The following is a 14,233-nucleotide window of genomic DNA, read 5'->3' as shown; positions in this document are numbered from 1 at the left end:
CAGCATGTGTCGGCGGAGGCTTATCGCATGGACCGGGCGCAACCGTCGAAATCGGCTCTCGGGCCATTCATCCTGATCGTCACGCTCTTCTTCCTGTGGGGGGCCGCGAACAACCTGAACGACGTCCTGATCCCGCATTTCAAGAAAGCGTTCGCGCTCACCGATCTGCAATCGGGTTTGGTGCAGTCCGCCTTCTACATGGGCTATTTCTTCCTGGCGCTACCGGCCGGGCTGGTCATGCGCCGCTTCGGGTACAAGACCGCTGTTATCGTCGGGCTGCTGCTGTTCGGCGCCGGCGCGCTGCTTTTCTACCCGGCGGCACAGGCGCAGCGTTACGGGCTGTTCCTGGCGGCGCTGTTCGTGATCGCGTCGGGCCTCGCCTTCCTGGAAACCTCCGCCAATCCGCTGATCACCGTCATGGGTGATCCCGCGACCGCCGAACGCCGCCTGAACTTCGCGCAGGCGTTCAACCCGCTGGGGTCGATCACCGCCGTGGCGCTCGGCGGTCATTTCATCCTGTCGGGGGTCGAACTGACGCCGGCGCAGGTCGCCGCCATGGCCCCGGCGGAGCTCGCCGCGGCCCGCGCGGTGGAGGCGCAATCGGTGCAGGGACCCTATCTCGCCATCGCGGCCGTCGTCCTGCTCTGGGCGCTGCTGGTCGCGTTCACCCGCTTTCCCGATGCGGCCGAACGTCCGGCCGGCGATGCCGTCCCGACAGCGGCGACGGGGGCGATCCGGACCCTGTTGGCGCGTCCGCGCTTCGCCTTTGGCGTCGCCGCGCAATTTTTCTACGTGGGCGCACAGGTAGGGGTGTGGAGCTACATGATCCGCTACACCCAGCATGAACTGCCGGGCACCAGCGAAAAAGCCGCCGCCGTCTATCTCACGGCGTCCCTGGTCGCGTTCATGATCGGCCGGTTCGCCGGTACGGCGCTGATGGGCCGCGTCCGCGCGGCGTCGCTGCTCGGTGTCTTCGCGATGATCAACGTGGCGTTGACGCTGATCGCGGTGCTGGTCGGCGGACGCATCGGCGTCCTGGCGCTCGTCTCGACCAGCTTTTTCATGTCGATCATGTTCCCGACGATCTTCGCCAACACGTTGAAGGGCTTGGGCGACCTCGCCAAGACCGCGTCCTCGTTCCTGGTGATGAGCATCATCGGCGGTGCGGTGCTGACCGCGCTGATGGGGTTCATCTCCGATCTTTCGGCGATCGACCTGGCGATCCTGGTCCCGTCGGCCTGCTTCGGCTTCGTGGCCTGGTTCGGCCTCTCGGACCGGCGTCAGGGCGGGCTCGACCCCGCCACATTCGCGATGGCGTCGCACTGATGCCCTTCCTTCCCCGCCTCCAACACAGGGTTTCCGCATGAGCGACGGGCTCATCCTTCTCCATCCGCTGGACAATGTTCTGGTCTGTGGCGCGTCCGTCGCCGCCGGCCAGATGCTGACGATCGACGGTGCGACCGTCATCGCGCCGCATGCGATCATGGTCGGGCACAAGGTCGCCCGCCATGCCCTGGCGGCCGGGGACAAGATCCTGAAATATGGCGCGCCGATCGGGTCGATGACCGCTCCTGCGCACAGCGGCGACCATGTCCATCTGCACAACATGAAAAGCGACTATATCGCCAGTCACACGCGACAGGCCCTGACGGAGGCGCAATCATGATCGGATATCTGCGTGCGGATGGCCGCAAGGGCATCCGCAACGTCGTCGCCGTCGCCTATCTGGTCGAATGCGCACACCATGTGTCGCGCGCGATCGTGACGAAGGCGGACGACATGGACGTCCACCTGATCGGCTTTCCCGGCTGCTACCCCAATGCCTATGCACAAAAGGTGATGGAGGCGATCGGCACCCACCCCAATATCGGTGCCGTGCTGCTGGTGTCGCTTGGCTGCGAAAGCTTCAATCGCGAGCGGCTTCGTCAGGTGATCGAGGCCGGCGGACGCCCGGTCGAAACGCTGGTGATCCAGGAAAATGGCGGCACCGCGGCCACCATTCAGAAGGGGCTGGAGGCCGTCCGCCGCCTGAAGTCCGTCGCTGCCGAAACCCCGACCGTGCCGATGGCGGTGTCGGATCTCGTGATCGCCACCATCTGCGGCGGTTCGGACGGCACCAGCGGGATCACCGCCAACCCTGCCGTCGGCCGCGCGTTCGACCGGCTGGGTGCGGAGGGCGCCGCCTGCATCTTCGAGGAAACCGGCGAACTGGTCGGCTGCGAAGCGATCATGGCGGACCGCGCGCTGACCCCCGAGCTTGGCGCCGAACTGGAAGCATCGGTCCACAAGGCGGAACGCTATTATACCGTGATGGGCTTCGGCAGCTTCGCGCCCGGCAATGCCGAGGGTGGACTGACGACGCAGGAAGAAAAGTCGATGGGCGCCTATTCCAAATCCGGATCGGCACCGATCGTCGGAATCCTGAAACCGGGCGATCAACCGGTTTCAGGCGGCCTGTACCTGCTCGACGTGGTGCCCGATGGCGAACCGCGGTTCGGTTTTCCCAACATCGCCGACAATGCCGAGATCGTCGAACTGATCGCATGCGGCGCGCACGTCACCTTGTTCACCACCGGACGCGGCTCGGTCGTCGGCTCGGCGATATCGCCGGTGATCAAGATCTGCGCCAACCCGCAAACCTATCGCAACCTCAGCGGCGACATGGACATCGACGCGGGCCGTATCCTGGAAGGCCGCGGCACGCTGGATGAGGTCGGGTCCGAGATCTACGACCGCGTCCTTCGCGTCGCGGCGGGTGAACGCACGGTTTCCGAAGCGCTGGGCCATCAGGAATTTGTGCTGACCTACAAGGCATTCGACCCGATCGGCCCCGCCTGTCTGCCGATGCGCGCCCGCGCCTGAGCCGCGGGTTGCCAGCCCTGGGGAAGGCTGGCAGCAGGATGGCACCGTCATCGGGGGAAGCCATGCGCAGCGCAGATCCACATTTCAGCGACCCGGCGGATGGCGATCACCGCTACCGCGCGCCGGCGCTGGAAAAGGGCCTCGACATTCTCGAACTGCTGGCGGGCGAGAAGCGGCCGATGACCTTGTCGGCCATCACCCAGAAACTGGGACGATCGACCAGTGAACTGTTCCGGATGAGCCAGGTGCTGGAACGGCGCGGCTTCATCCGCCAGGCGGCGACCGGCGACGGCATGGTGCTGACCGACAAGCTGTTCTCGCTCGGCATGGATCAGCCACCGGTGCGCAGCCTGATCGAGGTCGCGCTGCCGGTGATGCGTGAACTTGCCACCGAAACCGATCAGTCCTGCCACCTCGTGTCCCGCCTGGGCAACGACATCGTCGTGATGGCGCGGATGGAATCGGGGGCGCAGATCGGGTTCACGGTTCGCATCGGCCACCGCCGCCCGCTCCATGCCAGCGGATCTGGCGCGGTCCTGCTCGCGTTCCAACCCGACGCAATTCGCGCGCATTGGCTGGCCGAATTGTCGGCGGTGGCATCGGAAGCGGATATCGCCGCCTATCTCGCGGTTGCGGACGGGGTCCGGCGTGCCGGCTATTTCTGTCGACCGAGCAGCTTCGTCGATGGCATCACCGATATCGCCGCGCCCGTGCTGCGCGGTCAGGTCGCGACCGCGTCGCTGGTGGTGCCCTATGTCCGGACCTCGGCCGGCACGATGCCGATCGACGGCGCCCGCGATCGCCTGCTTGCCGCCGCCGCGCGGATTTCGGAGGCGCTGGTGATCAGCGACCAGCGCCTCTGACGGATCAGGCCTGCTCGACCACCTGATGCTGCTCGCCCAGCCCCTGGATACCCAGCGACACCCTGTCCCCGGCGTTCAGCCACACTGGCGGCTTCTGCCCCAGCCCGACGCCCGGTGGCGTACCGGTGGTGACGATGTCGCCCGGCTGCAGACTCATATACCGGCTGAGATAGGACAGGATGAAGGCGGGTTTGAAGATCATCGTCTTCGTCGATCCATCCTGATAGCGATGGCCGTTCACCTCCAGCCACATCGACAAATTGCCGACATCCCCGATCTCGTCGGGCGTCACCAGCCACGGCCCGACCGGCCCGAAACTGTCGCAGCCCTTGCCCTTGTCCCATTGTGCCGACTGCATCTGGAAACGCCGTTCCGACACGTCGTTGCACACGCAATAGCCCGCGATCGCCGCCGCGGCCTCTTCTTCGGTCACATACAGGCAGTGGCGGCCGACGACGAACGCAAGCTCGACTTCCCAATCCAGCTGGTCCGATCCGCGCGGCTTCAGGATCGGATCGTTCGGACCCGACAGCGCGCTGGTCGCCTTCATGAACACCACCGGCTCTTCCGGGACCGGCAGGTTCGATTCCGCGGCGTGATCCGCAAAGTTCAGGCCGATGCAGATGAACTTGCCCGGACGCGCCACGCACGGCCCGAGCCGCGCGTCGTCCGGCACCACCGGCAGGGTAGCAGGATCGATCGCCCGTAACCGCGCCAGCCCGTCCGGCGTGATCGTCGTGCCGTCGATATCCGCGACGATCCCGCTCAGGTCGCGGATCGCGCCGGCGGCATCCAGCATTCCCGGCCGCTCGCTTCCCTTGGGGCCATAACGCAGCAATTTCATCGGTGAACTCCCGTCAGAAAATCAGATCGTCCAGCCGCCGTCGATGGCATGCGCCTGACCGGTGGTGAAGGCGGATTCATCCGACGCAAGGTAGAGCGCCAGCGCGGCGATCTCCTCCGGCCGGCCGATCCGGCCCATGGCCTGGCGCGCATTGAACGCGGTCCAGGCGGCGTCATAGTCGCCGGTTTCGCGCAGACGTTCGTGCAGCGACGGCGTATCGACGGTGCCGGGGCAGATTGCGTTGCACCGGATGCCCTGCAGCACATAATCGGCCGCCACCGACTTGGTGATCCCGATCACCGCCGCCTTGGTCGCGCAATATGCGAACCGGTTGGGTACGCCTTTGATCGCGCTGGCCACCGACGACATGTTGATGATCGAGCCGCCGCCGGATGCCAGCATCGCCGGCAACGCGGCGCGGATCGTGCGGTACATCGCGTGCACGTTCACGTCGAACGACAGGCTCCAGTCGTTCGGATCGCATTCCAGGATGGTGCCGCTGGCGACGATCCCGGCGCAGTTGAACAGAATGTCGAGCGGCCCGGCCCCGCCGATCGCCGCCGCCACCGCGGCGTCGTTCCGCACGTCCAGTTTCAGGGTCCGGCATCCCTCCAGCGTGTCCAGCGCAACCTGGTTGATGTCGGTCGCCCACACGGTCGCGCCCTCGCGCACGAACAGTTCGGCGGTCGACCGGCCAATGCCCTGTCCGGCCGCAGTGATGAACGCGGTCTTTCCGGCCAGCCGGCCTGTCCTGTCGGTCATTGGGTCCGGTCCATCGCGTTGCTGGGGAGGGGGGCGTCTTGGCGGATCAGCCCTTCGTCGCGAACGGCGGTCCAGAACGCATCGGGAATGGGCGTGCGATACAGGTCGAGCGTCTGCCGCACGCGGGCCGCGCTGCCCATGCCCGGAATGACGCTCACCACCGCCGGGTGCGCCAGCGGAAACTGCAGGGCCGCCGCCGGCAAGGCCACGCCATAGGCGTCGCAGATCCGCTCCAGTCGCGCGACGCGCGCCACCACGGCAGGCGGGGCGACTCCATAATCATAATGCACCGGCCCGTCGCCGCGCGTGCCCGTCGCCAGGATCCCGGAATTATAGGCGCCGCCGATCACCACCGATGTCTGTCGCTCCACGCATCGCGGCAGCAGACTGACCAGCGACTCCTGTTCCAGCAAGGTATAACGCCCGGCGAGCAGGATCACGTCCAGGTCGGCATGCTCCATCACCTCCAGGCAGATCTGCCATTCGTTGACGCCGACCCCGAACGCCGCGATCCCCCCGCCCAGGCGCAGTTCCTCCAGCGCACGGAGCCCGCCGCCCTTCGTCAATTGATCGAAGGTGCGGAGATGGTCGGCACCATGCGTCAACGGACCGATGTCATGCACATACAGGATGTCGATCCGCGCGAGGCCCAGCCGTTGCAGGCTGTCCTCCCAGGATCGCAGTATGCCGTCATGCGTATAATCATAACGCTGATCGAACGGCACCGGCGATCGAAAGCCGTTTCGCTCGGCATCGCCGTGCAACCGGTCGTCGGGGTGCAGCAGCCGCCCGACCTTGCTCGACAGGATGACCCCGTCGCGCGCGCGCAGGGCATCGCCCACCCGCCGTTCGGACAGACCATGACCGTAATGCGGCGCGGTATCGACATAGGCGAACGACGCATCCAGTGCCGCATCCAGCGCCGCCCGCGCGTCCCCATCCGAAACGGGCTGATACAGATTGCCCAATGTCGCCGCGCCAAACCCCAGCACGCTGGGTGCCAGCCCCGATCGCGGCATCACCCGCCGCGCCAAGGGGGCCAAGTCGCCATTCCCGGTGACCGGACGGAGCGGTTCGGACATCGCCATCACGGGACCATTCTCCAGCGCATGCAGGCCAAGGCGCCTGTTTGCAAATTATCAAATATGAAATATCGGTTCAGATAGAAAAGATCAAGCGCGGCCGGGGTGCCGGGGTTGATCGGACGCTGCAACGGGAACGACCAGCATGATCATCTCATCGGCCGCCGATTATCGCGGTGCGGCGCGGCGGCGCCTGCCGCGCTTCCTGTTCGATTATGTCGATGGCGGTGCCGGCAGCGAGGCGACGCTTGCCCGCAACATGAGCGACCTGGCGACCTTGCCGATCCGCCAACGCGTGCTGAAGAATGTCGCGGAGGTTGCGCTCGGCACCACGCTGTTTGGTCGGGAACAGGCGCTGCCGGTGGTGCTTGCCCCCGTCGGCCTGACCGGGATGTACGCCCGCCGGGGCGAGGTACAGGCCGCGCGCGCGGCGCAATCGCGCGGCGTGCCCTTTTGCCTGTCCACGGTATCGGTATGCGCGCTGGAGGAGGTCGCGCCCGCGATCCCCGATCCGATCTGGTTCCAGCTTTATGTCATCCGCGACCGCGGCTTCATGCGGGATCTGCTGGCGCGGGCGAAGGCGCAGGGGGTGACCACGCTGGTTTTCACCGTGGACATGCCGGTGCCGGGCTCGCGCTACCGCGACGCGCATAGCGGGATGAGCGGGCCGAACGCCGCGTTGCGCCGACTGCTGCAGGCAATGGCCCATCCCCGCTGGGCTTGGGATGTCGGGGTTCGCGGACGGCCGCACATCCTGGGCAACATCGCGCCGGTCTTGGGCAAGACCAGCGGGCTTGAGGATTTCATGGGCTGGCTCGGCGCGAATTTCGATCCGGCGATCGAATGGAAGGATCTCGACTGGATCCGCGACAATTGGGATGGCGCGCTGGTCATCAAGGGGATTCTCGATCCCGAAGACGCCCGCGCCGCCGTCACGCTGGGTGCGGACGGGATCGTCGTGTCCAACCATGGCGGCCGCCAGCTGGACGGCGCGCTTTCCTCGATCCGCGCATTGCCCGCCGTGGCGGAAGCGGTCGACGGACGCTTGACGGTCCTGGCCGACTCCGGTGTCCGGTCCGGGCTGGATGTGGTGCGCATGCTGGCATCCGGCGCGGATGGCGTGCTGCTCGGCCGCGCCTGGGTCTATGCGCTGGCGGCGGGCGGCGAACGCGGCGTGGCGACGCTGCTCGACCTGATCGCAAAGGAAATGCGCGTCACCATGGCGCTGGCCGGGGTCACGCGCATCGCCGATCTGGATCGCGCGATCCTCGATCGGCGTTAGGATCGCATCAGCACCCGGCGCCGCACCGGCCCGCGGGCGCGCGCACAGTCGGCAATCGCCTGGTCGATCGGCCCCAGGCTCGCGCCCCGCCGGCTCGCCAGCGCGGAATAGCGCGGCTGTGGCCCGTCTCCCGTCGCCGGCCGGATCCGTTCGGGATCATGATCCATAGCCACCGCCAACCGCCGCAGAAAATCGATCCAGGATAGCGGCTCGTCCGGCGCGAGGTGCCAGACGCCGGTCGCGTCGTCGATCAGCAGGTCGAGCGCACGATTGACCAGATGCGGGGCATAGGTCGGTGAAACCGTCCGATCGCCGACCACCGGATACTCGCCCGCTCCGGACAGACTATGATCCAGCATGGCCGCGACATCATCCTCTCCGACGCCGAAGATCGGCCCGCTCCGGATGATCAGGTGCGCGCCCGCCAGACCGGCCAACCCGGCTTCCATCGCGGCCTTGCTGCGGCCATGCGCCGTCCGCGGCCCGATCACGTCGTCCTCGACATAGGGCCGTTCGGCCATACCGTCGAACAGCTGGTCGGTCGAAAAATGCAGCGTCGCGATGCCGCGTTCGGCACAGGCCCGCGCCAGCCCGACCGCGCCGTCGACGTGGAAGCGCGCGCAGGCCTGCGGGTCCGCCTCCGCGTCCCGCGCAGTCCAGCCGGTTGCGTTGACGACCGCCCATGGCGCGTGGGCCGCGATCGCCCTCGCGACCGCTGCGGCGTCCGTCACGTCAAGCTCGGGGCGGGCCAGCGCGACATGCCGGATGTCCCGCTGGACGCAGGCACGCACGAACGTCCGCCCCAGTCGCCCGCCCGCGCCGCAGATCAGCAGCGGCGGCGGTGACGCAGCATTCGCCCACCGCGCATGATCGCGCATCGGGGCGGGGCGCGGCACCGCGCGATGCTCCAGCCGGATCGACCGTCGCCACCAGCCCCGACCCTCCAGCACCGGGTGCCGGGGCGCCCCGCTCGCCAGCCCGCGCAACAGCGGCACGACCGCGGTTTCCCGCGGCGCCCCGCTGCTGACGTCATAGGCGCCGACCTCATAAATGCCCGGTCGCGTGAGCAAGGTGTTCCAGCCTGCGCTGCCGAGCAGCGACCAGGCCGTCACCGCCTCCACCACAACCCCGTCTTCACGCACGGCGCAGGCCATGTCCCAGGCATCGGCAAGCCAGCGCATCTGCTCTTCGCGGGTGCAGCCATTATGCACTTCCGTGATCGCGATCGGGATGCCGTACCGCGCCCAGGTTTCGCGCACCATGCCGGCCATGCCCGCTGGCGGCGGCTGCAGCACCCGGATCGCCTCGACATCGGCGAAGCGCGCGCCGGCATGGCCGCCCTGCGCCGCCATCGGATAGCGCCGCATGCGATGATCCAGGAACCGGTCACTGGTCAGATAGTGATTGATGCCGATCACATCCGGTGGGCAGGGCTCGCCTGCGATCGCCTTCAACCGGTCACCATGGCCAAGCCCGGACAATCGCTCCCAGAAAGGATGCCCGGGCACGACCCGCCCGCACAGCAGATCCCAGCTTGCCCAGCGCCGGACATTGTCGTGCGCCGCCCGGTCGCGCATCGCGGCGGTCGCGAACGTCCGGCCGAGATCCTCGGTCTGTACCAGCCGAGCCGACCGGTTCACCCGCCGGATCGCCTGCATCGACAGCCGCACCGCATCGATCTGGTTCAACAGCGCCAACCAGAAGGATGCGTCGCTGCGGTGATGGGGATACCACAGCCCATACAGCGCCGAAAAGCGCGCCGTCGTCACCGGCTCGTTGACCGGCGTCCAATCCGTGATCCAGTTGTAACGCCGCGCCACGGCCGTCGCAAAGGCGGCCAGGCCCGATGCAAAATCCGGTGCGAGCAGATTGGTGTGACGCGGGCCGCTACCATGATGCACCAGCCCGGCGATCACCCGGATGCCGCGGTCGCGCAGCGCGTTCAACCGCCCATCATGCCAGCTCCAGTCAAAATCCTCCGGCCGGTCGCCAGGATTGGGTGCCAGTTTCTCCCACAGGATTGGGTAGCGGATCGCCTTGATCCCCAGTTGCGCGAACCGATCGATGTCGTCGGCGCGAACATCATGCCCCGACCTTGCAAACTGGTCCCCATAGTCGTCGCCGACGCGGTTGACCGTACATTCCGGCCCACCCCAAAGTTCTAGATCCCGCATGATCCGTCGCCATCCTGTCGCCGTGCCCACCGAACGGCGGTGGCTGCCGTTAGTTGCGTTCCGGCATCATCAAACGACTTGATACAGGTTTATTTGCAAGGGTTTGGCTCTCCCATGCCGGAACCGGGAGGGCGGATTTCGGTTGAACCTGTTCATCGGTCAGCAAGGTGCCATACATGCCCACTCAACCGCCCTCGCCCACCTCCGGCCTCGATCCGGTCCAGCAGCTCGACGCCGGCGGTTTCACGCTGATCTGTTTCAGTCACCTGCGATGGGCGTTCGTGACACAGCGGCCACAACATCTCATGACCCGCTTTGCCCGGGGAAACCGCGTCCTGTTCTGGGAAGAGCCGCAGCATGAGGACGGCGCGACCGAACCCTCGCTGCGGCGCGACCAGCATGCCGATACCGGCGTGACCGTCCTCACGCCGATCCTGCCGCCGGCCACGCCGGCCAGCGACGCGGTGCTGCAATCCCTGCTCGACGGCTTCCTGGCGGGTGAGGCCGCCGACCGTGTGGTCCGCTGGTACTATACCCCGATGATGCTGCCCTTTTCGGATCATGTTCCGGCCGATTGCGTCGTCTATGACTGCATGGACGAACTGTCCGGCTTCCGCGGGGCGCCGCCGGAATTGCTCCAGCTGGAACAGCGCCTGTTCGAACAGGCCGATCTCGTCTTCACCGGCGGGCACAGCCTGTACGAGGCGAAGCAGGACCGCCACCGGAACATCCACCCGTTCCCGTCCAGCGTGGATGTCGCCCATTTCGCCGCCGCGCGCCGCGATGGTGCGACGCCGGCGGATCAGGCCGCGTTGCCAAGGCCGCGGTTCGGCTTTTACGGCGTGGTCGACGAACGCATGGATCTGGACCTTCTCGCCACGCTGGCGGACGCGCGTCCCGACTGGTCGATCGTCATCGTCGGGCCGGTCGTGAAGATCAGCGCGGACGATCTGCCACGCCGCGCCAATCTCCATTATCTCGGCGGCAAATCCTATGCCGAACTGCCCGACTATCTGCGCGGGTGGGATGTCGCGCTGATGCCGTTCGCGATCAACGAGGCGACCCGGTTCATCAGCCCGACCAAGACGCCGGAATATCTCGCCGCCGGCTGTCCGGTGGTGTCGACCCCGATCGTCGACGTGATCCGCCATTACGGCGATCTCGCGGCGGTGCGGATCGCATCGGGCGCGGATGCCTTCGTTGCGGCCTGCGATGCCGCCTTGCACCTGGCATCGGGCGACACGGCGTGGCGCGACGCCGGCGACACCAAGCTGGCCGAACTCTCCTGGGACACCACCTTCACGCGGATGGCCGACCATATCGACACGGTGCTGCAGGGACAGAGCGAGGTTCAGCCGATCGTATCCCCCGACACCTGGCCCGCACCGCGCACCGAATATGACGTGATGGTCGTCGGCGCGGGCTTCGCGGGCGCGGTGATGGCCGAACGGCTCGCCAATGAACTGGGAAAAAAGGTGCTGGTGGTCGATCGCCGCCCGCATGTGGCCGGCAATGCGTATGATCGGTACGACGACGCCGGCGTGCTGATGCATCAATATGGGCCGCACATCTTCCACACCAATTCCGCAGACGTATTCGATTATCTGTCGCGCTTTACCGACTGGCGGCCCTATGAACATCGCGTGCTGGCCGACGTCGGTGGCAAGCTGGTGCCGATGCCGATCAACCGGACGACGCTCAACGCGTTGTACGACCTCGACCTCGACAGCGATGAAGCGGTCGACGCCTTTCTCGCCAGCCGCGCCGAACCGATCGAGACGATCCAGACGTCGGCGGATGTCGTCCTGTCAAAGGTCGGGCGCGAACTCTACGAAACATTTTTCCAGGGCTACACCCGCAAGCAATGGGGCATGGACCCGTCGGAACTCGACAAATCCGTGACGTCGCGGGTGCCGACCCGCACCAACACCGACGATCGCTATTTCACGGACACGTTCCAGGCGATGCCGCTGGAAGGCTATACACGGATGTTCGAACGGATGCTGGATCATCCCAACATCGATGTCCTGCTGGGTGTCGACTACCGCGATGCGCGCGATGCCTATCCGCACGATCACCTGGTCTTCACCGGCCCGGTCGACGAATATTTCGACCATGTCTATGGCAAGCTACCCTACCGCTCGCTCCATTTCCGCCACGAAACGCATGATCGCGCGCAGTTTCAACCGGCGGCGGTCGTCAATTACCCGGCCGAGGACGTGCCCTACACGCGGATCACCGAGTATAAATATCTGACGGGGCAGGTGTCGCCGCGCACCAGCATCACCTATGAGATCCCGAGCGCGGAGGGCGATCCCTACTACCCAATTCCCCGCCCCGAAAATCAGGCGCTGTTCAAACGCTACGAAGCGCTTGCGATCGCACAGCCCGATGTCACGTTCGTGGGCCGGCTCGCCACCTATCGCTATTATAATATGGACCAGGTGGTGGGACAGGCGCTGTCGGCCTTCCGACGGCTGGCCCCCAAGCTCACGCAGTCGGAGGCCGAACAGCCCCGCCCGCCCGAAACCCGGAGCGGATCGGTCCCGCGGGCGCGCGGCACCATCACGGCGCTTCAAGGCACCTCCGCCGCCTGAACCTGAACGGCGCCCCCGGTTCCGGACGCGGTCTCCCGGTGGAGGATCGCGTCCGTCGTCCGAACAGACCGCCTGGGCGTGCGCGCTACCTGCAAGGCCGATAAAGACAGTGATCTAAGTTAAGTGCATGGAATAGCGGGAGATTACGGAAGGATCATGCGTTGGGCCGGTGATCGTCGGAAAGGCGATGCAACACCAACGTCGGAGCGCATCATGTACTATCACGACAAGCGGCTGCAATATCCCGTCCAGGTTACGGAGCCCGATCCGGCCTTTGCCCGGATGTTGCAACAAGCCATTGGCGGTGTAGAGGGCGAGATCCGTGTCTGCATGCAATATTTCTTCCAGGCCTGGGGTAACCGCTCCCCCAACCCGAAATATCGCGACCTGCTGTTGCACACCGCGACCGAGGAAATCGGGCATATCGAAATGCTCGCGACCGCGGTCGCGCTGAACCTGGAACGCGCGCCGACCCACCTGCAGGAAGAAGGCGTGAAGGACAGCATCGTGGGGGCTGTCATGGGTGGCGAAAACCCGCGCCACAGCATCGAAGGCATCATCCACAAGAATCTGCTGTCCAGCGGCATGTCGGCGATGCCGATCGATTCCGATGGCGTCCCCTTTGACATGAGCCACATCTACGCCAGCGGCAACATCGCCGCCGACATGTACGCGAATGTCGCCGCGGAAAGCACGGGTCGCGTGCTGGCCGTGCGTCTTTACAACGCCTCGCACGACGAAGGTATGAAGAAGATGCTCCACTATCTGATCGCGCGCGACACGATGCACCAGCAACAATGGCTCGCCGTCGTGGAGGAACTGGGCGCCGAAGCCGGCAACCTGCCGATCCCGAACAGCTTCCCGCAGGATCTGGAGGATCAGGCGAACAACCATAATTTCTACGCAACTTCGGTGGACGGCACCTTCCCCGAAGGACGCTGGACATCGGGTCCGACGCTGGACGGAACCGGCGAGTTCACCGTATTCCGCAACGAACCGCTGGGCGATGTCCCGGTCATGGGTCCCGCCCGCCCCGATAGCGGCGCGCAGGCGCAGCAGATCGCCTGACGATCCGGGGCGGGCCACCCGCCCGCCCCGTCCCTTCTGCTTCCCGAAAGGAGCCACATCATGGCGTCCCATCCCCACGATGCCCTGCAGTCGGTGTTCATCACCGGCCTGAAAAATGTTCATGGTGTCGAGCATCAGGCCCTCGCCCTGATCGATCGTCAGCTCGGTCACCTCGCAAATTATCCGGAAGTGTCGGACCGGCTGCGCTCACACCGTATCGAAACCGAGCAGCAGATTGTCCGGGTCGAAGAAATCCTCGACGGCTTTGGGGAAAGCCGCTCGGTGCTCAAGGACATCGCGCTCACGCTGTCCGGCGATCTTGCTGCGCTGGCGCATGTGTTCGCGCCTGACGAGATCCTGAAGAACAGCTTCGCCAACTTCGCGTTCGAAAATTTTGAAGCCGCCAGTTACAAGTCGCTGGTCACGCTCGCCGAAGCCGGCGGGTTCAGCACGGCGCTGCCGCTGCTCCAGACGTCGTTGACCGAAGAACAGGCGATGGCCGCCTGGGTCGACCAGCATAATGCGGCGCTCACCCTGAAATATGTCGAACGCCGCGCGGCCGGTCAGACCGCCAGCCACTGATCCACGCACCTGGGCGCGTCAACCGACGCGCCCGGCCTGACGCCCCCGTGGAAAGGATACTGTCTTGGAACGGATGTGGATGGTCGCGGTGGTTGGTGGACCGATCCTGCTGGCTGC

Annotated in this window: 12 protein-coding genes; 8 read left to right on the top strand and 4 right to left on the bottom strand. The window is 66.0% G+C overall.

Annotation, left to right across the window (positions count from 1 at the left end; translation table 11 throughout):
• Positions 1–27: 27 nt before the first annotated feature.
• The 4 genes from fucP (at position 28) to VF649_RS05645 (ending at position 3,725) form a co-directional block, all read left to right on the top strand.
• Positions 28–1,326, top strand: a complete 1,299-nt coding sequence (gene fucP, locus VF649_RS05660; protein WP_331010986.1) for an L-fucose:H+ symporter permease — start codon at positions 28–30, stop codon at positions 1,324–1,326.
• Between the two features lie 37 nt (positions 1,327–1,363).
• A complete protein-coding gene (locus VF649_RS05655) occupies positions 1,364–1,666 on the top strand; it encodes a UxaA family hydrolase (protein ID WP_331010985.1) in 303 nt (100 codons plus the stop codon).
• Positions 1,660–2,862 (top strand): UxaA family hydrolase, encoded by a 1,203-nt coding sequence (locus VF649_RS05650; RefSeq protein ID WP_331010995.1) that lies wholly within the window; start codon positions 1,660–1,662, stop codon positions 2,860–2,862. Before VF649_RS05655 ends, VF649_RS05650 begins: the two co-directional genes overlap by 7 nt.
• Positions 2,863–2,924: 62 nt before the next feature.
• Entirely contained in the window at positions 2,925–3,725 is an 801-nt protein-coding gene (locus tag VF649_RS05645; protein ID WP_331010984.1) for an IclR family transcriptional regulator, read from the top strand.
• 4 nt (positions 3,726–3,729) lie between these two features.
• Here the strand turns inward: VF649_RS05645 and VF649_RS05640 are convergent, their stop codons facing one another.
• The 3 genes from VF649_RS05640 to VF649_RS05630 are packed head-to-tail and all read right to left on the bottom strand — an operon-like array spanning position 3,730 to position 6,413.
• Positions 3,730–4,569 carry a fumarylacetoacetate hydrolase family protein gene (locus tag VF649_RS05640; RefSeq protein ID WP_331010983.1) on the bottom strand — a complete coding sequence of 280 codons (840 nt, stop codon included), beginning with the start codon at positions 4,567–4,569 and terminating at the stop codon, positions 3,730–3,732.
• 21 nt (positions 4,570–4,590) lie between these two features.
• A complete protein-coding gene (locus VF649_RS05635) occupies positions 4,591–5,331 on the bottom strand; it encodes an SDR family oxidoreductase (RefSeq protein WP_331010982.1) in 741 nt (246 codons plus the stop codon).
• Positions 5,328–6,413, bottom strand: a complete 1,086-nt coding sequence (locus tag VF649_RS05630) for an aldo/keto reductase (RefSeq protein ID WP_331010981.1) — start codon at positions 6,411–6,413, stop codon at positions 5,328–5,330. Before VF649_RS05630 ends, VF649_RS05635 begins: the two co-directional genes overlap by 4 nt.
• 145 nt (positions 6,414–6,558) lie before the next feature.
• Between VF649_RS05630 and lldD the strand changes: the two genes are divergently transcribed.
• A complete protein-coding gene (gene lldD, locus VF649_RS05625) occupies positions 6,559–7,695 on the top strand; it encodes an FMN-dependent L-lactate dehydrogenase LldD (RefSeq protein ID WP_331010980.1) in 1,137 nt (378 codons plus the stop codon).
• On the opposite strand, the gene VF649_RS05620 is transcribed toward lldD, so the two are convergent.
• Positions 7,692–9,869 carry a family 1 glycosylhydrolase gene (locus tag VF649_RS05620; RefSeq protein ID WP_331010979.1) on the bottom strand — a complete coding sequence of 726 codons (2,178 nt, stop codon included), beginning with the start codon at positions 9,867–9,869 and terminating at the stop codon, positions 7,692–7,694. The genes lldD and VF649_RS05620 overlap by 4 nt on opposite strands.
• A gap of 176 nt (positions 9,870–10,045) precedes the next feature.
• Here VF649_RS05620 and glf point away from each other — a divergent pair, with 176 nt between their 5' ends.
• The 3 genes from glf to VF649_RS05605 all read left to right on the top strand — a co-directional run bounded on the left by glf (position 10,046) and on the right by VF649_RS05605 (position 14,116).
• The gene (gene glf, locus VF649_RS05615; protein WP_331010978.1) at positions 10,046–12,466 is read left to right on the top strand and encodes a UDP-galactopyranose mutase; all 2,421 of its coding nucleotides are present in this window, start codon (positions 10,046–10,048) and stop codon (positions 12,464–12,466) included.
• 213 nt (positions 12,467–12,679) lie between these two features.
• Positions 12,680–13,534 carry a manganese catalase family protein gene (locus VF649_RS05610; RefSeq protein WP_331010977.1) on the top strand — a complete coding sequence of 285 codons (855 nt, stop codon included), beginning with the start codon at positions 12,680–12,682 and terminating at the stop codon, positions 13,532–13,534.
• Positions 13,535–13,594: 60 nt separating this feature from the next.
• Entirely contained in the window at positions 13,595–14,116 is a 522-nt protein-coding gene (locus VF649_RS05605) for a ferritin-like domain-containing protein (protein ID WP_331010976.1), read from the top strand.
• Positions 14,117–14,233: the final 117 nt, after the last annotated feature.

This window comes from Sphingomonas sp., assembly GCF_036387535.1.
Taxonomy (GTDB): domain Bacteria; phylum Pseudomonadota; class Alphaproteobacteria; order Sphingomonadales; family Sphingomonadaceae; genus Sphingomonas_R.
This window is presented reverse-complemented; position numbering and strand designations above follow the sequence as displayed.